Origin of the sequence: Streptomyces sp. NPDC048696 (assembly GCF_043198895.1) — a bacterium.
In the GTDB taxonomy this organism is placed as follows: domain Bacteria; phylum Actinomycetota; class Actinomycetes; order Streptomycetales; family Streptomycetaceae; genus Streptomyces.
The window spans coordinates 23,778-44,655 of sequence record NZ_JBICVJ010000003.1; the positions used below are offsets into that span (position 1 = coordinate 23,778).

A 20,878-nucleotide genomic window follows, 5' to 3' on the forward strand; every position below is an offset into this window, starting at 1 on the left:
AACCCCCGCACACGCCGAAGGGCGGCACCCCCGGCGTGGGGTGCCGCCCTCCGTACGTAACCGGGCCACCGATCCTTCGAGAAGGATCAGAAGTCCATGTCACCGCCCGGCATGCCGCCCGGAGCGGCCGCGGCGGCCTTCTCCGGCTTGTCGGCGATGACGGCCTCGGTGGTCAGGAACAGCGCGGCGATCGACGCGGCGTTCTGCAGCGCGGAGCGCGTGACCTTCGCCGGGTCGATGATGCCCTCGGCGATCATGTCGACGTACTCGCCGGTCGCGGCGTTCAGACCGTGGCCGACGGCCAGGTTGCGCACCTTCTCGACGACGACGCCGCCCTCAAGGCCACCGTTGACGGCGATCTGCTTGAGCGGGGCCTCCAGGGCGAGCTTCACGGCGTTGGCGCCGGTCGCCTCGTCACCCGACAGGTCCAGCTTCTCGAAGACCGAGGAGGCCTGGAGCAGGGCCACGCCACCGCCGGCGACGATGCCCTCCTCGACGGCCGCCTTCGCGTTGCGAACGGCGTCCTCGATGCGGTGCTTGCGCTCCTTGAGCTCGACCTCGGTGGCGGCACCGGCCTTGATGACGGCCACGCCGCCGGCCAGCTTCGCCAGGCGCTCCTGGAGCTTCTCGCGGTCGTAGTCCGAGTCCGAGTTCTCGATCTCGGCGCGGATCTGGTTCACGCGACCGGCGACCTGGTCGCTGTCACCGGCACCGTCGACGATGGTGGTCTCGTCCTTGGTGATGACGACCTTGCGGGCGCGGCCGAGCAGGTCGAGGCCCGCGTTCTCCAGCTTGAGGCCGACCTCCTCGGAGATGACCGTGCCGCCGGTGAGGATGGCGATGTCGTTCAGCATCGCCTTGCGGCGGTCGCCGAAGCCCGGGGCCTTGACGGCGACGGACTTGAAGGTGCCGCGGATCTTGTTCACGACCAGGGTCGACAGGGCCTCGCCCTCGACGTCCTCGGCGATGATCAGGAGCGGCTTGCCCGACTGCATGACCTTCTCAAGGAGCGGCAGCAGGTCCTTGACCGAGCCGATCTTCGAGTTGACGATCAGGATGTACGGGTCGTCGAGCGCGGCTTCCATGCGCTCCATGTCGGTCGCGAAGTACGCCGAGATGTAGCCCTTGTCGAAGCGCATACCCTCGGTGAGCTCAAGCTCCAGACCGAAGGTCTGGGACTCCTCGACGGTGATGACGCCTTCCTTGCCGACCTTGTCCATGGCCTCGGCGATGAGCTCGCCGATCTGGGTGTCGGCGGCGGAGATGGAGGCCGTGGAAGCGATCTGCTCCTTGGTCTCGACATCCTTGGCCTGCTCCAGCAGGGCGCCCGAGACGGCCTCGACGGCCTTCTCGATGCCGCGCTTCAGGGCCATCGGGTTGGCGCCGGCGGCGACGTTGCGCAGGCCCTCGCGGACCAGCGCCTGGGCCAGGACGGTCGCGGTCGTCGTGCCGTCACCGGCGACGTCGTCCGTCTTCTTCGCGACTTCCTTGACCAGCTCGGCGCCGATCTTCTCGTACGGGTCCTCCAGCTCGATCTCCTTGGCGATGGAAACACCATCGTTGGTGATCGTGGGGGCGCCCCACTTCTTCTCAAGGACGACGTTACGGCCCTTGGGGCCGAGGGTGACCTTAACGGCGTCGGCGAGCTGGTTCATCCCGCGCTCGAGACCGCGCCGTGCCTCCTCGTCGAACGCGATGATCTTGGCCATGTGAAGTGGTCCTCCCGGACTGGGGTGGATTGCTCCGGATCGAGAGGCGCCCGCGACGGACGGCCTGCAAGCCTTGTGGTTCCTTGCCCCACGCGGCTCGCGGACCTCACCGACCCGATCCAAGTTCTGTCACTCTCACCAGCAGAGTGCTAACGCCAATGATTAGCACTCGACCCAGGAGAGTGCAAGGCCGTCCCACCGCCGCCGCCCTGCCGGGGGCGGACTCGGGGGCGGGTCCGGGGACGGGCTCCGGCGCGCGCTCCGGCGCGCGGACACGCACGTGGGGCCCGCATCCTTTTACAGAGGATGCGGGCCCCACGGCGTGAGTGCGTCGGTGGCCGATCGCGCCGAGATCAGACGGCGAGCTTGACCATGTCCGCCTGCGGACCCTTCTGGCCCTGCGAGATCTCGAACTCGACTCGCTGACCTTCTTCAAGGGTGCGGTAGCCGTCCATCTGGATCGCGCTGTAGTGGACGAAAACATCCGCACCACCGTCGACCGCGATGAAGCCGTACCCCTTCTCCGCGTTGAACCACTTGACGGTGCCCTGAGCCATGCCTAACTCCCCTATTACTGGCCCTTGCACGGGACCACACTTCGCGGACCCGGGTCAGACCTGCACCCTCCGACAGGAGAGGGTGTGCGCCGGAACGCGTCGACCGCGGCTGAATGTATCTGCCCAACTGCCCTCTGCAACAGGTCAATCGGACGAGAATTCCGGGCAGGGGTGAGGAGCGGAATGCCGCCTATTCCAGCATTCCGGGGCAAGTCGGGCCGGGCAAAGCGCACTTAAGGAGCAATATGCTCGAACACTTTGACCGCTTCTCGACGCCGGTTCGTCGCGTTCTCATATGCACGTGGCACGCACAACGAAGGGGACTTCCCCACTGTACCGCGCTCAACCACACTGAATTGCCCCCTCCGCTTAGCTTGCGGAGGGGGCAATTCAGGTAACTCTGCGTGCTGCGAAGGGGAGTGATTCGCCCTCGGGTCCAGCAGGCTCAGCAGCCTCCGGCGACCGCCGGAATGATCGAGACGCCCGCGCCGTCCGGCGTGGCCGTCTCAAGACCCTGCTCGAACCGGACGTCGTCGTCGTTGACGTACACGTTGACGAAGCGGCGCAGCTTGCCCTGGTCGTCCAGGACGCGCGCGGCGATCCCGGTGTGGTTCTTCTCCAGGTCGGCGATGACCTCGGCGAGGGTGGCACCCTCGGCCGCGACCTCGGCCCTGCCACCGGTGTACGTACGGAGAATGGTGGGGATGCGGACGTTGACGCTCATGGTGTGCTGCCTTTCCGTGGCCGGTGGGTCAGTGGGCGAGGCCCGCGTCGCGGAACGCGTCCAGGCTCGGGCGGATCGTCGCGGTCGGGCCGGTCGTCGGGGCCACGGCGTCCAGGGTCTTGAGGCCGTCGCCCGTGTTGAGGACGACAGTAGTGAGCGCCGGGTCGAGCAGCCCGCTGTCGATGAGCTTGCGGGTGACACCGACCGTCACACCGCCCGCCGTCTCGGCGAAGATGCCCTCGGTCCGGGCGAGCAGCTTGATCGCGTCGACGACCTGCTCGTCGTTCACGTCCTCCACCGCGCCGCCGGTGCGCCGGGCGATGTCCAGGACGTACGGGCCGTCCGCCGGGTTGCCGATGGCCAGCGACTTGGCGATGGTGTTCGGCTTCTGCGGCCGGACCACGTCGTGGCCCGCCTTGAAGGCGGTGGAGACCGGCGAGCAGCCCTCGGCCTGGGCGCCGAAGATCTTGTACGGCCTGTCCTCGACGAGGCCCAGCTTGATGAGCTCCTGGAGACCCTTGTCGATCTTCGTGAGCTGCGAGCCGGAGGCGATCGGGATGACGATCTGGTCGGGCAGCCGCCAGCCCAGCTGCTCGCAGATCTCGTACGCCAGCGTCTTGGAGCCCTCGCCGTAGTACGGGCGCAGGTTCACGTTCACGAAGCCCCAGCCCTCGCCGAGCGGGTCCCCGATGAGCTCCGAGCAGAAGCGGTTGACGTCGTCGTAGTTGCCCTCGATGCCGACCAGCTCACCGCCGTACACCGCGGCCATCACGACCTTGCCCTGCTCCAGGTCGTGCGGGATGAACACACAGGAGCGGAAGCCCGCCCGGGCGGCGGCCGCGCCGACCGCGCCCGCGAGGTTGCCGGTGGAGGAGCAGGAGAGCGTGGTGAAGCCGAACGCGCGGGCGGCCTCGACGGCGATCGCGACGACGCGGTCCTTGAAGGAGTGCGTCGGGTTGCCGGAGTCGTCCTTCACGTAAAGGCCGCCGGTGACACCGAGCTCGCGGGCGAGATTGTCGGCCTTGACGAGCTTGGTGAAGCCGGGATTCAGGTTGGGCTTTTCAGCCACATTGGCCGGAACGGGCAGCAGCGGCGCATAGCGCCAGATGTTGTCCGGGCCCGCTTCGATGCGCCTCCGCAGCGCCTCGGGGTCGCCGGTCGGAAGGTCGTACGCCACTTCGAGCGGACCGAAACACAGGGCGCAGGCGAAGATGGGGCCGAGGTCGAACCGCTCGCCGCATTCCCGGCAGGAAAGCGCGACGGCGGGACCGAGGTTCACGGTGCTGGAGGCGTTTACCGCGGCGTCAGCGGTGGTGACGGTGTGCACAGCCATGATGGCGAGGCCCTTTCTCCTCATCTTCCCCATGGCGCATTTCGCCATGAGACGGAATTGGCACCTTCCCCACCGTGACCTCGCGGTCGGCAGGAGGGTTGCCGGGACTTCAACGGGCCGTTCCCTCAGTCCCTCTGGATGAGCGCTGTGGCACCGGGTCCATGACCCGGGCATTTGTTCGCGCGACGACCCCGACATGCGACGGTCATCCGCGTTGTTCAAGACTGTAACCGAAGGCTTGGACGGTTGAGACAGTCGTCCGAACCGCGAGATGGATCACACAAACCCGTACAAGGAGGCCCCGGCTCGTGTTGGAAGAGGTGGAGCGCTGGCTGAGCAGGCGTTCCTGGTCCGCGGCCGACCGGCCGCTGGACCGGATCATCGCCGCCAAGCGCCGCGGCGGCAGCACGGTCAGCGTGGTCCTGCCCGCGCTCGACGAGGAAGCCACCGTCGGCGAGATCGTCGCCGCCATCCGGCGCGAGCTGATGACCGAGGAGGTGCCGCTGGTCGACGAGCTGGTGGTGATCGACTCCGGCTCCACCGACCGTACGGCCGAGGTCGCGGCCGCCGCCGGCGCCCGGGTCGTGCACCGGGACGCGATCCTGCCCCGGATCCCGGCCCTGCCCGGCAAGGGCGAGGTGCTGTGGCGCTCGCTCCTGGTCACCACCGGTGACATCGTGTGCTTCGTCGACGCGGATCTGAAGGAGTTCGACGCGGGTTTCGTGTCCGGGATCGTCGGCCCGCTCCTGACCGATGCGGACGTGGCCTTCGTCAAGGCGATGTACGACCGCCCGCTGGGCTCCGCCGCAGGTCAGGGCGGTCGGGTGACCGAGCTGGTGGCGCGCCCGCTGCTCAATCTGCACTGGCCGCAGCTCGCCGGGTTCGTCCAGCCGCTCGGCGGCGAGTACGCGGCCCGCCGCTCGCTCCTGGAGCGGCTGCCCTTCCCGGTCGGTTACGGAGTGGAGCTGGGGCTGCTCGTCGACGCGCTGCACACGGTGGGCCTGGACGCGCTGGCCCAGGTGGACGTCGGCGTACGCAAGCACCGCCATCAGGACGGCCAGGCACTCGGCCGGATGGCCGCCGCGATCTACCGCACGGCCCAACTGCGGCTCTCCCGCGCCCACTTGGTCCGCCCGGCGCTGACCCAGTTCGAGCGCGGCGAGGACGGCTTCACCCCGCGTACGTACCCGGTGGACACCGAGGAGCGCCCGCCGATGCGGGAAATCTCGGAGTACGCGGTGCATCGGGCGGCGTAAGCGGGCGTGACCATCAGGGGCCGGTGCCCCCGTTCGCACGTTTGAGGCATTCCGCTACGGGCTAGGTTCGTGTCCATGGTCTCCGCGCGCGCTGCCCAGGTCCTCGTCGCGTCCAACCGCGGCCCGGTCTCCTACGCCCTCGGCGACGACGGGACGCTCACGTCCCGGCGCGGCGGCGGCGGAGTGGTCTCGGGCCTCTCCGCGATCGGCCAGGACGCCGACTCGCTGTGGGTGTGCTCGGCGCTCGGCGACGGCGACCGCGAGGCCGTGCGGCGCGGGGTCGCCGAGCCGGGCGTGCGGATGCTCGACATCGACGCCGATGTGCACGCGGACGCGTACAACGGGATCGCGAACTCGGTGCTCTGGTTCGTCCACCACATGCTCTACCAGACCCCTCTGGAGCCGGTCTTCGACGCGGAGTTCCGGCGGCGGTGGGGGGCGTACGAGACGTACAACCGGGCGTTCGCCGAGGCGCTGGCGGACGCGGCGGCCGAGGGGGCGGCGGTCCTCGTCCAGGACTACCACCTGGCCCTGGTCCCGGGGATGCTCCGCGAGCTCCGCCCCGACCTGCGGATCGGCCACTTCTCGCACACGCCGTGGGCGCCGGTGGAGTACTTCCGGATGCTGCCGGACGACGTGGCCGCGCGGCTGCTGCGCGGCATGCTCGGCGCGGACCGGCTCGGCTTCCTCACCCGCCGCTGGGCCGACGCCTTCGCCCGCTGCTGCGAGGACGTCGTCGGCGGTACGGGGGCCACCGCGATCGGGGTGCACGCGCTCGGCGCGGACGCGGAGTTCCTGCGGCGCCGGTCCCACGAGCCGGACGTGGCGGAGCGGATGGCGGCGCTGCGCGAGGAGATCGGCGCGGGCCGCAAGGCGATCGTGCGGGTCGACCGCACGGAGCTGTCGAAGAACATCGTGCGGGGGCTGCTGGCGTACCGGCAGCTCCTGGACGAGCGGCCCGAGTGGCGCGAGCGGGTGGTGCATGTGGCGTTCGCGTACCCGTCGCGGCAGGACCTGGCGGTGTACCGGGAGTACACGGCGGAGGTCGCGAGGCTGGCCTCGGCCATCAACTTCGCTTACGGAACGCCGGGTTGGACCCCGGTGGTCCTCCACGTCAAGGACGACTTCGCGCGGTCGCTGGCGGCGTACCGGCTGGCGGACGTGGCGCTGGTGAACCCCATCCGGGACGGGATGAACCTGGTCGCCAAGGAGGTGCCGGTCGTGTCGGACGACGGGTGCGTGCTGGTGCTGTCGCGGGAGGCGGGGGCGTGTTCGGAGCTCGGCTCCGACGCGGTGGTGGTGAACCCGTACGACGTGTCCGGCACGGCGGCCGCGCTGCACGAGGCGCTGTCGATGGGCCGCGAGGAGCGTGCGGCCCGCACGAAGCGTCTGGCCGCGGCCGCGACCGCGCTGCCGCCCCAGCGCTGGTTCCTGGACCAGCTGGACGCGCTGCGCTCCGCCGGGGGGCGCTGATTTGTCGTTCGTCCGCGGCTCGGTGGGGGCTGGTCGCGCCCACGCGGCGGAGCCGCATATGTCACAGCCCCGCGCCCCTTAAATGGGCCCTTCGAGCCCTCCTTAGGGGCGCGGGGAACTGCGCGAGCAACCCAGCACGGTCCGCAGACGAAGAACCAGGCCGCCCGCCCAGGGCTTTCGGGAAGGGGTGGGGTGGGGGCTCTACAGGCGGGACGCCAGCGTCGCGAGGAAGTCGACCACCGCCGACGGGCCCGGTACCAACACGTCGGCCCGGTCCGCCAGTTCCGGCACCTCCGTCGACCCGCTGCACACCAGCAGACCCGGCACCCCGTCCGAGCGGAGTTTTTCGACGGCGGCGAACGCGGGCAGGTCGCCGAGGTCGTCCCCCGCGTACACCACCGCCCCCGCGGACACCTCCCGCAGATACGACGCCAACGCCATCCCCTTGTCCATCCCCGGCGGCCGCAGCTCCAGGACCAGCCGCCCGGGCTCCAGGATCAGCCCGTGCCGGGCGGCCAGCTCGGCCAGCGGGGCCCGCAGCGCAGCGAACGCGGCCTCCGGGTCGCCCGCCCGCCGCGTGTGGACCGCGACGGCCCGCCCCTTCTCCTCGATCCACGTACCGCGCCACGCCCCGTGCGAGTCGAGTACGCCCGGGAGTTCGGCCCGCGCGGCGGCGACACCGGGGTGCGGGGCCGGGGCGTGCACGGTCCCGCTGACCGCGTCCCAGCGCTCGGCGCCGTAGTGCCCGAGCACGACGAGGTGTTCAAGACCCGCGACGCCCGCGAACCCCCCGTACCGTACGGCCACGCCCGCCGGGCGCCCGGTGATCACCGCGACCGAGGCGACCTTGGGCGCCAGCGCCGCGAGCGCGGGCACGGCGCCGGGGTGCGCCCGGGCCTGCTCCGGGTCGGGGACGATCTCGGCGAGCGTCCCGTCGAAGTCGAGCGCGACCACGGTCCGCTCGGGCGCCGCCAGGACCGCGGCGAGCGCGTCGCGCCCGGCGGAGGTGGCAGGGGTCGGCAGGGGGTGCGGTTGGCTGCCCATGGCACGACCCTAGCGGCGGCACCCGGGCACAGCCATGGTCGTCGCGTTACGAACGCCGTTCGCGCTGGGCCTCGCGGACGCGGCGCAGGCGGTTGACCGTGACCGGGTCGTGGGCGAGGGCGCGCTCGTCGTCGAGGAGGGCGTTGAGGAGCTGGTAGTAGTGGGTCGGCGAGATCCCCAGCCGCTCCCGTACGGCCCGCTCCTTGGCGCCGGGGCCGGCCCAGGAGCGGGCTTCCATGGCGAGCACGGCCTTCTCGCGCTCGCCGAGGGGGTTGTCGGTCATACGATCCAACGTATCGGGTCGACGGGGCCGACCCACCCCGTACGCACTGCGCGCACCTACTCCGCGTTCTCCGCTTCGAGCGCGACCTTCGCGATGCCTTCCAGGACCGACTTCGGGTCGCCGTTCGGCTGCACGGCCTCGCCGATCCGCTTCTTGACCGTCTCGCTGACCTTGGGCCAGGACGTCTTGCCGACCGGCGGCAGCTCCGAGGACGGCAGGGCGGCCAGGAACTCGGCGAGGTCCTGGTGCTTGCCGTCCTTCTGCATCGCCTGGGACGCCGAGCGCGTCGCGGGCAGCAGGTCGTACTTGTCCGCGAACGCCGACACGTTCTGGTCGTTGAACGTGAAGTCCAGGAACTTCCCGATCTGCTCCCGGTGGCCGTTCTGCTTGAAGCCCATGATCCAGTCGGCGACACCCATCGACGCCTTGGCCTTGCCCTCGACGCCGGGCAGCGGGACCATCCCGTACTCGACGCCCTTCTTGCGGGCCTCCCCCATCAGCGACGGGTGGCCGTTGAGCATGCCGACCTCGCCCTTGGCGAAGGCGTCGAACGCGGCCTGCCGGTTGAGCCTGCCGGGCGCGACCGGTCCCGTGAGGCCCTCGCCGACGAGGTTCTTCTGCAGCCACTGGAACGTCTTGACGTTCTCCGGCGAGTCGATGTCGTACCCGGCGACCTGGTTGACGTAGCCGCCACCGCCGCTGAGCAGCCACATCATCGTCTCGGCCTGGGCCTCCTCGCTGCCGAGCGGCAGCGCGAACGGGGTCTTCACGCCCTTGGCCTTCAGCGCCTTCGCGTCGGACTCCAGCTGGGCCCAGGTGGTGGGGGGCTCGATGTGCGCCTTCTTGAACAGCGTCTTGTTGTAGAACAGCAGCCGCGTGGAGGCGACGAACGGGATGCCGTACTGGGTGCGCTTCATCTCGCCCGCGTCCGCGAGCGGCGCCAGGAAGTTCGCCTGGACGGGGATGGAGAGCATCTGGTCGACGGCGTAGAGCTTGCCGCTCGCGGCGTAGTCGGAGTACGCGCCGATCTGCGCGATGTCGGGGGCCTTGCCCGCCTTCACCATCTCGGCGACCTTGGCGTCGACGACGTCCCAGGAGTAGACGGAGACGTCGACCTTGATGCCCGGGTTCTTCTTCTCGAACTCGCTGACAACGTTGTGCCAGTACGCCTTGGTGGAGTCGCCGCCCGCGATGTCGTAGTCGGCGGCCACCAGCTTGAGGGTGACGCTCTTGGAGCCGCTGTCGCTGCCGCATCCGGAGAGGCCGACTGTCATACCCAGTGCGACAACCGCCGCCGTCGTCCCTGCCAAGCGTCGCCGCTGCACGTGTACTGCTCCACCCTCGTCGTCTTCGCCAGTCGTTCCCCCGTGAACGCCCTGTTCGTAACGTCCTGTCTACATGAGCTGCGATCTTCTCCCGCAGCCGGGTCTGAGGTCTACACCACTTGGGTCTCACTTCCGCAACTTCTGCCGCGAGGCGAACGCGCGTACGCCCGCAATCCGTACGGGACTTGGGAAAACGCTTACCCGTCGCACGGTGAGTGGACTAGACCTTTCATGGGTGAACGAGCCAGACTGTCCCCCGTGAGACACGTCATCGCCCTGGATGTGGGCGGCACCGGGATGAAAGCCGCCCTCATCGGGGCGGACGGCAGCCTGCTGCACGAGGCCCGCAGGCCCACCGGCCGCGAGCGCGGCGCGGACGCCGTCGTCGAGGGCATCCTCGACTTCGCCGCCGAGCTGCGGGCGTACGGCGAGCGGCACCTCGGCGAGAGCGCCCTGGCGGCCGGCGTCGCCGTGCCCGGCATCGTCGACGCCGAAGGCGGCATCGCGGTCTACGCGGCCAACCTGGGCTGGGCCGACGTCCCGATGCGGCGGCTGCTCAGCGAGCGCCTGGACGGCATCCCGGTCGCCCTCGGCCACGACGTGCGCACCGGCGGCCTCGCCGAGGGCCGGATCGGCGCGGGCAAGGGCGCCGACCGGTTCCTGTTCGTCCCGCTCGGCACCGGGATCGCCGGGGCCATCGGGATCGACGGCCGCATCGAGCCGGGCGCCCACGGCTACGCGGGCGAGATCGGCCACATCGTCGTACGCCCCGGCGGCGTCGAGTGCGGCTGCGGCCAGCGCGGCTGCCTGGAGCGGCTCGCCTCCGCCTCCGCCGTCACCCAGGCGTGGGCCGAGGCCAGCGGTGACGCGGACGCGGACGCGGCGGACTGCGCCAAGGCCGTCGAGTCCGGCGACCCGAAGGCGCTGGCCGTCTGGCAGGACGCGGTCGACGCGCTCGCCGACGGCCTGGTCACCGCGCTCACCCTGCTCGACCCCCGCACGCTGATCATCGGTGGCGGACTCGCCGAAGCCGGGGAAACCTTGTTCGTACCGCTGCGGGCGGCCGTCCAGGAGCGCGTGACGTTCCAGAAGCTGCCCTCGATCGTCCCGGCCGCGCTGGGCGACACGGCGGGCTGCCTGGGCGCGGGCCTGCTCGCCTGGGACCTGCTCGACGAGCACGACTGCGCCCCCACTCCCCCTTCCTCGGAGGTAACCGCCTGATGGCCGCTAGCTTGGTTCTCTCCGGCGCCCGCGTCGTCCTGCCGACCGGCGTCGTCGAGAACGGACGCGTGATCGTCGAGGGCGGGAGGATCGCCGGTGCGGCGCCGGACGACGCGGCCCGCGTCGACCTCACCGGCCACTGGGTCGTGCCCGGCTTCGTCGACATGCACGTACACGGCGGCGGCGGCGCCTCCTTCACCAACGGCACGGTCGAGGACGTCCTCAAGGGCGTCCACACCCACCGCCTGCACGGCACCACCACCCTGGTCGCCTCCACGGTCACCGGCGAGATGGACGGCCTGGCCCAGCGCGCCGGACTGCTGTCCGAGCTCGTCGAGCAGGGCGACCTCGCGGGCATCCACTTCGAGGGCCCGTTCATCTCGCCCTGCCGCAAGGGCGCGCACAGCGAGGACCTGCTGCGCCACCCGGACCCGGCCGAGGTGCGCAAGCTGATGGACGCCGCGCGCGGCACCGCGAAGATGGTCACGCTCGCCACCGAACTGCCCGGCGGCCTCGACTCCGTACGGCTGCTCGCCGAGCACGGCGTCGTCGCGGCCATCGGCCACACCGACGCCACCTACGAGCAGACCGTCGAGGCGATCGACGCCGGGGCGAGCGTCGCCACCCACCTCTTCAACGCGATGCCCGCGCTCGGCCACCGCGCGCCCGGCCCGATCGCGGCCCTCCTGGAGGACGAGCGCGTCACCGTCGAGCTGATCAACGACGGCACGCATCTGCACCCCGCCGCCCTCGAACTCGCCTTCCACCACAAGGGCGCGGGCCGGGTCGCGTTCATCACGGACGCGATGGACGCGGCCGGGTTCGGCGACGGGCTCTACCGCCTCGGGCCGCTGGAGGTCGAGGTCAAGGAGGGCGTCGCCCGCCTGGTCGAGGGCGGCTCGATCGCGGGCTCCACGCTCACCCTGGACCGCGCGTTCCGGCGCGCGGTGACCGTCGACGGCCTCTCGGTCGAGGACACCGTCCGCGCCATCTCGGCCAATCCGGCGCGCCTGCTCGGCGTGTACGACAGGGTCGGCTCGCTTGAGCCGGGCAAGGACGCGGATCTGGTGGTCCTGGACGCGGAGTTCACGGTCAGGGGCGTGATGCGGCGGGGCGAGTGGATCGTGGCGCCGGGCGCGGCCTGACCCGACGGCGGTTTCCCCGGCACCCGGGTCCAGGACTCCCGCTCCACCCGACCGTTCACGGGGTCTGGGCCCGGCCAGGGTGTCTTTGGCATGATCACCTCGTGATCCTCACCGTCACGCTGAACACCGCGCTCGACATCACCTACCGGGTCCCGGCGCTCGTCCCGCACGCCAGCCACCGCGTGGACGAGGTCACCGAACGGCCCGGCGGCAAGGGCGTCAACGTCGCCCGCGTACTGGCGGCCCTCGGCCACGAGAGCGTCGTCACCGGCTTCGCGGGCGGGCGCACCGGCGCGGTGCTGCGCGAACTGCTCGCCCCACTGGCGCCCGTCGACGCGCTGGTCCCCATCGCCGGGACCACCCGCCGCACGATCGCGGTCGTGGACACGGCCACCGGCGACACCACCCAGCTCAACGAGCCCGGCCCGCACATCACGGCCACCGAGTGGGACACGTTCCTGGCAGCCTACGAGCCGCTGCTGCGGGACGCGGACGCGGTGGCGCTCTGCGGCAGCCTGCCGCCCGGGGTGCCGGTGGGCGCGTACGCGGACCTGATCCGCAGGGCCCGCGCGGCCGGCGTCCCCGTGCTCCTGGACACCAGCGGCGAACCCCTGCGCCGGGGCCTCGCCGCCCGCCCCGACCTGGTCAAGCCCAACGCCGACGAACTGGCCCGCCTCACCGGCACCCGCGAACCGCTGCGCGCGGCCCGGGAAGCGCGCAGACGTGGCGCCCACACGGTGGTCGCCTCGCTGGGCGCCCAGGGCATGCTCGCGGTCACCCCGGACGGCACCTGGCAGGCCACCCCACCGACCCCGGTCCAGGGCAACCCCACGGGCGCGGGCGACTCGGCGGTGGCGTCCCTGCTGTCGTCCCTGGTGCGGTCCCTGCCATGGCCGGACCGCCTGACAAGGGCGGTGGCCCTGTCGACGGCGACGGTCATGGCACCGGCGGCGGGGGAGTACGACGCGGGGGCGTACGGGGAGTTGCTGGACAGGGTCCGGGCGACCCCCCTGCACGACACGCCTGCGGGCTGAGGCGCAACCCCTAGGGGCGCGGGGAACTGCGCGCTCAGCCCCCCCCCACCGGCCCGCAGCGACCCAACAAACCCGGCCCGTCGACTACTTCTTCGTCTTACTGATCTCGACCCAGTCGAACACCGCATCACACTGGTTCCCCTGCTCACAGGAGAACTTGATGGTGTTCGACCCCTTCTTGAGGGAGACCTGGGTCCAGGTGGTCTGCCAGTTCTTCTCCAGGTTCGGGTCGGTGGACCCTATGAAGTTCCCCAGCCGGACCGGCTGCGCGTTCGCCGTGCCGTTGACCGTGACCGTGGCGTTGGCTTCCTTCGCCGGGGTGGCGTACCGCACGTAGAGGTAGTACCCGCCGTCGGACGGCAGGTCCGCCTGCCAGGTGAGCGAGGCCCCGATCTGGTTGAAGCCGTTGACGTACGCGCCGCCCGTGCCCTGCGCGCCCTTGACGTCCTTGGCCAGAACCGTGCCGCCGCCCAGCTTCAGCGTCGCCGCGTCCTGCTTCGGCAGGGCCGCAGCCGGGGCGGACGCCGAGTTCGACGGCGTGTCGGAGGGCTGGCTCGGGGTGCTGTTGGACGCGCCGCCGGACGGCTTGGCGCCCGCGTTGTCGTCCTTCTTGCTGTCGCTGTTGCTGAGCAGCGCGACACCGATGCCGATGACGACCGCCGCGACGACCGCGACCGCGCCGATCAGCAGGCCCTTGGTGTTGGGGCCGCGACCATTGCGGCCACCACCGTGACCGCCGTCGGCGGGCGGCCCCTGGCGGGTGGGCGCACCGCCGGGGTACGTCTCGGGCGCGGCGTACTGCGCGGTGGGCTGCCCGTACGGCTGCTGGTTGTACTGCTGCTGACCATACTGCTGCTGGCCCGGCTGACCCTGGCCGTACTGCTGCTGCGGCGGGACCTGCCCGTACTGCCGCTCGCCGACCGTACGGACCTGGTTGTACGAGGTTCTGGGCACGCCGGGCTGCTGCGGGGCGGCAGGACCGGGGTAGCCGTAGCCGTAACCGCCGGACCGGGGCGGGGTGGCTCCGGAGGCCTGCCCGTCCTCGTACAGATAGCCGAACGGATCGTCGTCCTCGGGCGTGCTCGCGCCGTTGTTGCCGGGCGTCATCCGGGGTCACTCCTCACTGTTCGCCAGCCGTCGCCGACCGGCCGAGCCTACCCCGAACGGCCGACACCATGGCTTGGCCCTCGACCGTACGACCAAAGAACGGACGGGGGCGTATCGCTATCCGGCCCGGCGGTGGACCTTGGAGCGCGACCGCTTCTCGATGTACATCCGCTGGTCGGCGGAGCGCAGGATCTCCTCGACGGACATCCCGCAGCTGGCCCAGCCGATGCCGAAACTCGCCCCGACCCGCACCGCGCGGCCGTCCACCCTTATCGGCGGGATGATCGCGTTGCGCAGCCGGACGGCGAGGTCGGCGGCGTCGGCGGCGCCCAGGCCGTCGGCGAGGACGACGAACTCGTCGCCGCCGAGGCGGGCGACCGTGTCCCCGTCGCGCACTCCGGTGGTGAGCCGGCGCGCGACCTCGATGAGGACGGCGTCGCCGGTGTTGTGGCCGAACCGGTCGTTGATCGACTTGAAGCCGTCGAGGTCGCAGAAGAGGACGGCGAGGCCCTTGCTGCCGTCGTCGAGGTCGCCCTCGGGCGGCGCCACGGTGTGGACGTGGTGGTCGAAGGGCCCGGCGCCCGGCACCGCCTCGAAGTCGAAGCCGCCGGGCGCGCACACGGCGTGCCCCGGCGTCTCGCCGCGCCCGTCGTGCGCCCCGTACGCCGCGTCCAGCGCCTCCACGGCGCTCGCGCCCACCGCGTACGGCCGCTGGCACAGGCGCGCGGAGAGGCGGGCGCGCAGCTCGGCGCTGTTGGGCAGACCGGTGAGCGAGTCGTGCGAGGCGCGGTGGGCGAGCTGGAGCTCGTGCCGCTTGCGCTCCTCGATGTCCTCTACATGGGTGAGCAGAAAACGGGGACCGTCGGCGGTATCGGCGACGACGGAGTTGCGCAGCGAGACCCAGACATAGGTGTTGTCGCGGCGGCCGAGCCGCAGCTCAGCGCGGCCTCCCTCGGCCGAGGTGCGCAGCAGCAGGCCGATGTCCTCGGGGTGGACGAGGTCGGCGAACGAGTAGCGGCGCATCACGGAGGCGGGCCGGCCGAGCAGCCGGCAGAGCGCATCGTTGGTGCGCAGCAGACGTCCGTGCTGGTCACCGCCCATCTCGGCGATGGCCATGCCGGACGGCGCGTACTCGAAGGCCTGCCGGAAGCTCTCCTCGCTGGCCCGCAGCGCCTGCTGCTCGCGCTCCAGGCGGACCAGAGCGCGCTGCATGTTTGCGCGAAGCCTGGCGTTGCTGATCGCAATGGCGGACTGGGAGGCGTACATCTGGAGCGCTTCGCGCCCCCACGCGCCGGGGCGCCGCCCGTTGCGCGGCTTGTCGACCGAGATGACGCCGAGGAGCTCCCGCCCGCCGCCCGACGCGTACATCGGCGCGTAGAGCCGGTCCTGGGGGTGCCACTCGTCCTCGAAGCGGGGCTCGGGCCCCTCGGTGTACCACTGCGGGACGTCGTCCTCAAGGAGCACCCAGCCCTCGGTGTGCGGGATGAACCGCAGATCGCCCCAGCCCTCGCCCATGGTGAGCCGCCGCTCCCAGGACGCCCGCGACCCGACGCGCCCGGTGATCAGAGCCTCGGCGGCGGCGTTCCCGGCGAAGGCCGCGACGACCAGATCCCCGTCAGGGCGTACGAGATTGACGCAGGCCAGCTCGTATCCGAGCCCGGCGATGACGCCGTCGGCGACGGTCTGCAGCGTGTCCGCCAGACTGCGGGCCGTGTTCAGGTCGGTGACCACCTGATGCAGCTGCCGCAGGGTCGCAAGACGGACGTACGGCTCCGACTCGGTCTCCATTGCTCGCTCTCCCCGAGACCTCGACAGCAACTCCAGGATTCTTGATCGGCGCGACTTCTCTGTGGGCGTCTGTTGGGCGCTTTTCGTGCAGTGTCCCCGTCACTGAATCACAGCGAGCTGCCCACTCGGTACACAGGGTCAACAATTACTGCACTCTGTGACTCAAGTCACATGGGGTGACGAGAGGGCCGGTTTCGTCCGGCACGAGGAGTCGATTCGTTCGCATCAGCAAACGGGCATTAATGCCGGTTTTTGGCCCGGGTTGACGGTCGAACGGACGGTCGACTTTGCAGGAGGGGGTGGGTGGGGGCGGGAAGGGTTCCGGGACAAGGGCGGGGCAGGCGGCGGGGCCCCAAAAGGGTGGTTAGTCGAGATCGCCCCGAATAATCCCCAGGTCCTAGGTCTCCGGCCCCAGCCCTAGGTCGTGTTCTGCTCCCTTCTGGTCCCAGGGGCCGATGTGCGGGGTGGATCCCGGAGACTAGCGTTCCGTACGTGTTGCAGACAGACCTTCTCCGAGCTCTTCCGTCCCTCCCGGCGCAGAACCCGCATGCTGAGGGGGTGAGCAACGACGAGTTCCGGGCCGCGATGTCCCGGCTGGCCTCCGGAGTGGTCCTGGTGACCGCCCACGACGCCGACGCCGGCCCGCGCGGCGAGGACGTCGGCATGACGGCGACGGCGTTCCTGTCCGTGTCCATCGACCCGCCCCTGGTCCTGGTGAGCGTACGCAACGGCTCCCGCATGGACGACCTGCTCGCGGAACAGCCGCTGTGGGCGGTCTCGGTCCTGGCGGAGAGCCAGCGCCACGTAGCGGGCCGCTTCGCGATGAAGGGCCGCATCAGCGACCGCCTGCTCTTCGACGACATCCCGTACAAGCGCGGCCCCCTGAGCGGCGCGCCTTTGGTGGGCGGCGCCCTGTCGACCCTGGAATGCCGCACGGAACAACGCGTGGAGGCGGGCGACCACACGCTGGTCATCGCGCGAGTACTGGGGGTGGACCTGCCGAGCGCGGAGGGGGGTCCGCTGTCGTACTTCCGGGGCAGGTACCGGCAGTTGGGGTGAGGGCTCCGGCTCGGGGCGGGGCCCCGGTCCCCCGCCCACCCCGGCGGGGTCGGGGGCGGAGCCCCGAGAGCGGGGTGCAGGGGCCGCAGGCCCCGCCGGGGTCCGGGGCGGAGCCCCGAAAGCGGGGTGCAGGGGCCGCAGACCCCGCCGGGGTCCGGGGCGGAGCCCCCGGGAAACCTCCTCCCCCCACCCCCAAGGCGGGGTGCAGGGGGCGCAGCCCCCGCAAAGGGGGCCGGGGGCGGAGCCCCCGGGAAACCCGCCTCCACCCCCACCCACCCCCGGAGGGTTTAGGGAAGGGGCGGGGTGGGGCCACTACCAGTCCCGCCCGCTGCGCCCCCGCTTCGTGTCCGCCCGCGCCTTCTTCTCCCGCAGTCGCCGCTCATTGATCCCGCGAGGGATCTTCGTCGCGCGGCGCGGCTTCGGCGGCGGCGCCGTCGCCTCCGCGAGCAGCGCCGCGAGCCGGACCGCCGCCGTCTCCCGGTTCCGCCACTGCGACCGGTGCTCCGACGCCCGTACGGTCACGACGCCGCCCACCAGCCGCGAGGCCAGCCGCTCCAGCGCCCGCGCCTTCCACACCTCCGGGAACGCCTCCGTACGCGCCAGGTCGAACCGCAGCTCGACCTGCGAGTCACTGGTGTTGACGTGCTGCCCGCCGGGCCCGGAGGACCGCGAGAAACGCCACATGAGCTCGGCCTCCGGAAGGGAGACGGAGCCGCGGATGAAGTAGGGCCCGGACATGCCGTCCATGGTCCCCCGCCGACGGACCCACGTCACCCGCTTTTGCGGCGGACAGAGCAGTCGTCACGCCCGGGCAAAGAAAGTAAAGCGAGCTGGAACCTCACACTCCCCCACGGACGTTATGAGGGGTGACGGTAGCTTCGGGAACGGCCGTAGCCCGCACATCGCGACGAACACGACGAATACAACAAAGGGGACACCCCATGGCTGTAAGCCTGTCCAAGGGCGGCAACGTCTCGCTCACCAAGGAGGCCCCGGGCCTGACCGCCGTCTCGGTGGGCCTCGGCTGGGACGTCCGCACCACCACCGGCACCGACTTCGACCTCGACGCCTCGGCGATCGCGGTGAACGCCACGGGCAAGGTCTACTCCGACGCCCACTTCGTCTTCTTCAACAACAAGTCGACGCCGGACCAGACCATCGTCCACACCGGTGACAACACCACCGGCCAGGGCGAGGGCGACGACGAGTCGATCAACGTCAACCTCGCGGGCCTCCCCGCCGACGTCGACAAGATCGTCTTCCCGGTCTCCATCTACGACGCGGAGAACCGCTCGCAGAACTTCGGCCAGGTCCGCAACGCGTACATCCGTATCGTCAACCAGGCCGGCGGCGCCGAGATCGCCCGCTACGACCTGAGCGAGGACGCCGCCACCGAGACCGCGATGGTCTTCGGCGAGCTGTACCGCAACGGCACGGAGTGGAAGTTCCGCGCGGTGGGCCAGGGTTACGCCTCGGGCCTCGTCGGCATCGCCAAGGACTTCGGCGTCAACGTCTGAGTCCGGCGACAGGTGATCCGCTCAGCTCCCGCTGCGCGGGTTGCGTGACAGGTGAGGGGCCAGACCTCGGGGTCTGGCCTCTTCCGCGTTCCCCGGACCGCAACAGTCGGCGCCGCCGTCGGGCCCGCCCGCGCCCGGACGGAGGGCGTCGAGAAGCCTGTGCGCGTCTGCGATACCGAGGGCTCCCAGCTCCACATACCCGCGCCCGCCACTGGCGACCAGCGGGCGCACCCGGGCCGCCTGGGATTCGGTGATGCCGACGCGGGTGAGAGCGTTCCGCAGCAGGGCCGCAGCGTGTTCCGCCTCGGCGAGGACGGCCTTGTACTGGTCCATGGGGATCACGAGCGCTGCCACCTCGTGTTGTGCGGGTGGTCGCGGATCTCGACGTTCGCGTCGGAGACCGCCGAAAGGTTGCTCTCGGCCCGTGCCTCGCGGCGCTGCTGGTCCAGCGCGCCGCACACATCGCAGTAGGGCGCCGGTGCGGGGTCGGCTTCCAGCCGTAGGGGGAGTTCGACAGGCGGGCCGGGATAGGTGGCCGGGTTGGTCATGGGGCCGTCCCCTCGCTCATTGTCCGTGGAGCAACAACGCTAGAGAAGGGTGCAGTTGACTCTCCATGGCGTTACGCGAAATTGCACACGACTTACCCGAGCGAAGTAATCGCATCTGTGATCAGTTCACGGGCTCGTGCCCCGTAGACGGCCATCTCCGCCAGCTCGACGAATGCCCGTACGTACAAGGCGACTTCAGTCGGTGCTCTGACCGTCACGTCCGCCGACAGAAGTTCGACGGCTGCTCGCTGGTCGTCGAACACCATGAATGTCTCGATGGGCCACATGCGACGTGGGGCGGTGCGTGGGATGACGCCCAGCGAGACCGACGGCAGCGACATGACGGCCAGGAGATAGCCGAGCTGACCGGCTATGACCTCGGCGTCCCCGAAGCCGTAGTGCAGCACGTCCTCCTCGATGATCAGCGCGAACCGGTGGTCCCCTTCGCGGATCACATGGGATCGGGCCATGCGCGCCTGCACTGCTCGATCCACGTCATTCGGGATCTGCCGGAATTCGGTGATCGCCGTCAGCAGCGCCCGTGCGTACGCGTCCGTCTGGATCAATCCGGGGACGACGTTGGAGCAGTACACGCGGAACAGCCGAGTCTGCTCGTACAGAGGGATCGCAGACTCCTGGAGTCTGCGCAGCCCCGTGCGCTGCTTCCTGCGCCACTCCACGTACATGGAGTCGGCGGTCCGGTTCGCCGCGATCAGGTCCGCTGTCTGATCCTCCGCGTCGGTGGCCGTGCACCACGCCCGGATATCGGCGTCCGAAGGGGGCGTCTTGGCATTCTCGATGCGGGATGCCTTGGCGGTGCTCCAACCAGCACGGGAAGCCAGCTCACGCCCTGTGATCCCAGCGTCCAGGCGCAGTTCGCGCAGGCGCCCGGCAAGCGCCTCACGGGCGGCTTGGGCGCTGGACGACGGTGAAGTGGGCATGAGCTTGCAGTCAGACCTGGCAGTCAGACCTTGAACTCCTCGTGGGGAACGGCACGTTGCCACACCGCCTCGAAGGCCGACGAGCAGAGATCGGTGACGGCCGGCTCTTCGGTCCACTCCTCTCCCAGGTATTCGCCGTGTCCCGAGAAGTGCCCGAAGCGGACGATCCTGTCGTCGAACACCCAGAAGTCGTTCCCCGGCAGGGCCAGGCCGGACGCCTGGCGCCGTGGGAGCCAGCGGACCAACTCGCCTGCGGCGACGTTCATGAACGTGCCGTCGTACTCGAAGCGGATGTACTCGGAGACCGGCTCGGAAACAATGCGAGCGCGTCGTACGACGACCCCGCGCGCAACTGTCTCGGTGATCAGTGAATGCCAGGGTCGCCACCACTGCGTCCGGTCAGCCGGGTCGTAGCGCTTGCCTGCCTTCCAGTCGGCGTAGCGGCCTGTCTCGATGTCGACCGCGTAGGCGTCCCGCATCTCAAGGTGCACGGCGGAGCGGGTGCTGCGGGCCAGCACCTCATCGAAGTCGAACACCGGCCCGCTCTGCTGCATCGCACGCCTCTCTGATCGCGGCCACCATGCGCAGGGGCAGCCGTACAACCGCTTCACTGTCCGGGATCGGACCGGTCGTCAGGCACTCGGCCAGCCTCGATTCGTCCGGCTTCCACCCTTGGAACAGCATCTCTTCCGAGTCGAGGTCCACCCACACGGTCGGGCAGTTGCGCTCGTCCGTGTCGGGGTCCTTCGCGATGAACTGTAGGGACATGGCTGTCTCCCGCGATGAGGGCGGTTACGCCTTATTGCACGACCAT

At 70.5% G+C, this 20,878-nt stretch carries 22 protein-coding genes and 1 riboswitch; of the genes, 7 read left to right on the top strand and 15 right to left on the bottom strand.

Annotated elements, in window-relative coordinates; all coding sequences use genetic code 11:
* Positions 1 to 86 precede the first annotated feature (86 nt).
* The 4 genes from groL to thrC all read right to left on the bottom strand — a co-directional run bounded on the left by groL (position 87) and on the right by thrC (position 4,323).
* Positions 87 to 1,709, bottom strand: coding sequence for a chaperonin GroEL (gene groL / locus ACGFRG_RS06215; RefSeq protein ID WP_361430996.1), 1,623 nt, complete (start codon positions 1,707 to 1,709; stop codon positions 87 to 89).
* A gap of 353 nt (positions 1,710 to 2,062) precedes the next feature.
* A complete protein-coding gene (locus ACGFRG_RS06220) occupies positions 2,063 to 2,266 on the bottom strand; it encodes a cold-shock protein (protein ID WP_005315736.1) in 204 nt (67 codons plus the stop codon).
* 445 nt (positions 2,267 to 2,711) lie between these two features.
* On the bottom strand, positions 2,712 to 2,990 hold the full coding sequence (locus ACGFRG_RS06225; protein ID WP_361430997.1) for a MoaD/ThiS family protein: 279 nt from the start codon (positions 2,988 to 2,990) through the stop codon (positions 2,712 to 2,714).
* A gap of 28 nt (positions 2,991 to 3,018) precedes the next feature.
* Positions 3,019 to 4,323: a threonine synthase gene (gene thrC, locus ACGFRG_RS06230; protein ID WP_393261876.1), complete on the bottom strand. Its 1,305-nt coding sequence runs from the start codon at positions 4,321 to 4,323 to the stop codon at positions 3,019 to 3,021.
* A gap of 17 nt (positions 4,324 to 4,340) precedes the next feature.
* Positions 4,341 to 4,468: riboswitch (SAM riboswitch) on the bottom strand.
* Positions 4,469 to 4,631: 163 nt separating this feature from the next.
* Here thrC and ACGFRG_RS06235 point away from each other — a divergent pair.
* Together ACGFRG_RS06235 and ACGFRG_RS06240 are read left to right on the top strand one after the other, a co-directional pair.
* A complete protein-coding gene (locus tag ACGFRG_RS06235) occupies positions 4,632 to 5,579 on the top strand; it encodes a glucosyl-3-phosphoglycerate synthase (protein WP_393261878.1) in 948 nt (315 codons plus the stop codon).
* A 75-nt stretch (positions 5,580 to 5,654) separates the two neighbouring features.
* Positions 5,655 to 7,052 (top strand): trehalose-6-phosphate synthase, encoded by a 1,398-nt coding sequence (locus ACGFRG_RS06240; protein WP_393261881.1) that lies wholly within the window; start codon positions 5,655 to 5,657, stop codon positions 7,050 to 7,052.
* 201 nt (positions 7,053 to 7,253) lie between these two features.
* Here the strand turns inward: ACGFRG_RS06240 and otsB are convergent, their stop codons facing one another.
* The 3 genes from otsB to ACGFRG_RS06255 are packed head-to-tail and all read right to left on the bottom strand — an operon-like array spanning position 7,254 to position 9,653.
* Positions 7,254 to 8,096 (bottom strand): trehalose-phosphatase, encoded by an 843-nt coding sequence (gene otsB / locus ACGFRG_RS06245; protein WP_361431002.1) that lies wholly within the window; start codon positions 8,094 to 8,096, stop codon positions 7,254 to 7,256.
* Positions 8,097 to 8,142: 46 nt separating this feature from the next.
* Entirely contained in the window at positions 8,143 to 8,379 is a 237-nt protein-coding gene (locus tag ACGFRG_RS06250) for a DUF3263 domain-containing protein (protein ID WP_361431003.1), read from the bottom strand.
* 56 nt (positions 8,380 to 8,435) lie between these two features.
* Positions 8,436 to 9,653: an extracellular solute-binding protein gene (locus tag ACGFRG_RS06255; RefSeq protein WP_361431006.1), complete on the bottom strand. Its 1,218-nt coding sequence runs from the start codon at positions 9,651 to 9,653 to the stop codon at positions 8,436 to 8,438.
* Positions 9,654 to 9,962: 309 nt separating this feature from the next.
* Between ACGFRG_RS06255 and ACGFRG_RS06260 the strand changes: the two genes are divergently transcribed.
* The 3 genes from ACGFRG_RS06260 (at position 9,963) to ACGFRG_RS06270 (ending at position 13,104) form a co-directional block, all read left to right on the top strand.
* Positions 9,963 to 10,925, top strand: coding sequence for an ROK family protein (locus ACGFRG_RS06260; protein WP_361431008.1), 963 nt, complete (start codon positions 9,963 to 9,965; stop codon positions 10,923 to 10,925).
* The gene (nagA, locus tag ACGFRG_RS06265) at positions 10,925 to 12,070 is read left to right on the top strand and encodes an N-acetylglucosamine-6-phosphate deacetylase (protein ID WP_361431011.1); all 1,146 of its coding nucleotides are present in this window, start codon (positions 10,925 to 10,927) and stop codon (positions 12,068 to 12,070) included. Before ACGFRG_RS06260 ends, nagA begins: the two co-directional genes overlap by 1 nt.
* Positions 12,071 to 12,171: 101 nt before the next feature.
* Positions 12,172 to 13,104 carry a 1-phosphofructokinase family hexose kinase gene (locus tag ACGFRG_RS06270; RefSeq protein ID WP_393261887.1) on the top strand — a complete coding sequence of 311 codons (933 nt, stop codon included), beginning with the start codon at positions 12,172 to 12,174 and terminating at the stop codon, positions 13,102 to 13,104.
* A gap of 84 nt (positions 13,105 to 13,188) precedes the next feature.
* Here ACGFRG_RS06270 and ACGFRG_RS06275 read toward each other — a convergent pair whose 3' ends face one another.
* Entirely contained in the window at positions 13,189 to 14,211 is a 1,023-nt protein-coding gene (locus tag ACGFRG_RS06275) for a CBM35 domain-containing protein (RefSeq protein WP_393261890.1), read from the bottom strand.
* 117 nt (positions 14,212 to 14,328) lie between these two features.
* Entirely contained in the window at positions 14,329 to 15,999 is a 1,671-nt protein-coding gene (gene cdgB, locus ACGFRG_RS06280) for a diguanylate cyclase CdgB (protein WP_361431019.1), read from the bottom strand.
* Positions 16,000 to 16,491: 492 nt separating this feature from the next.
* Here cdgB and ACGFRG_RS06285 point away from each other — a divergent pair, with 492 nt between their 5' ends.
* Positions 16,492 to 17,058, top strand: coding sequence for a flavin reductase family protein (locus ACGFRG_RS06285; protein WP_393261892.1), 567 nt, complete (start codon positions 16,492 to 16,494; stop codon positions 17,056 to 17,058).
* A 312-nt stretch (positions 17,059 to 17,370) separates the two neighbouring features.
* Here the strand turns inward: ACGFRG_RS06285 and arfB are convergent, their stop codons facing one another.
* Entirely contained in the window at positions 17,371 to 17,805 is a 435-nt protein-coding gene (gene arfB / locus ACGFRG_RS06290; RefSeq protein ID WP_188277025.1) for an alternative ribosome rescue aminoacyl-tRNA hydrolase ArfB, read from the bottom strand.
* A 194-nt stretch (positions 17,806 to 17,999) separates the two neighbouring features.
* Here arfB and ACGFRG_RS06295 point away from each other — a divergent pair, with 194 nt between their 5' ends.
* Positions 18,000 to 18,575, top strand: coding sequence for a TerD family protein (locus tag ACGFRG_RS06295; RefSeq protein ID WP_361431023.1), 576 nt, complete (start codon positions 18,000 to 18,002; stop codon positions 18,573 to 18,575).
* 21 nt (positions 18,576 to 18,596) lie between these two features.
* On the opposite strand, the gene ACGFRG_RS06300 is transcribed toward ACGFRG_RS06295, so the two are convergent.
* From ACGFRG_RS06300 to ACGFRG_RS06320, 5 genes are all read right to left on the bottom strand, one after another.
* The gene (locus tag ACGFRG_RS06300; RefSeq protein WP_361431026.1) at positions 18,597 to 18,917 is read right to left on the bottom strand and encodes a hypothetical protein; all 321 of its coding nucleotides are present in this window, start codon (positions 18,915 to 18,917) and stop codon (positions 18,597 to 18,599) included.
* On the bottom strand, positions 18,914 to 19,123 hold the full coding sequence (locus ACGFRG_RS06305) for a hypothetical protein (protein ID WP_393261896.1): 210 nt from the start codon (positions 19,121 to 19,123) through the stop codon (positions 18,914 to 18,916). Before ACGFRG_RS06305 ends, ACGFRG_RS06300 begins: the two co-directional genes overlap by 4 nt.
* 92 nt (positions 19,124 to 19,215) lie before the next feature.
* Positions 19,216 to 20,064: a helix-turn-helix domain-containing protein gene (locus tag ACGFRG_RS06310; RefSeq protein ID WP_393261899.1), complete on the bottom strand. Its 849-nt coding sequence runs from the start codon at positions 20,062 to 20,064 to the stop codon at positions 19,216 to 19,218.
* Positions 20,065 to 20,087: 23 nt separating this feature from the next.
* On the bottom strand, positions 20,088 to 20,618 hold the full coding sequence (locus ACGFRG_RS06315; protein WP_361431033.1) for a DUF6879 family protein: 531 nt from the start codon (positions 20,616 to 20,618) through the stop codon (positions 20,088 to 20,090).
* Complete coding sequence (locus ACGFRG_RS06320; protein ID WP_361431036.1) at positions 20,584 to 20,832, bottom strand: hypothetical protein; 249 nt, start codon at positions 20,830 to 20,832, stop codon at positions 20,584 to 20,586. The genes ACGFRG_RS06315 and ACGFRG_RS06320 overlap by 35 nt, the downstream gene beginning before the upstream one ends.
* Positions 20,833 to 20,878 lie beyond the last annotated feature (46 nt).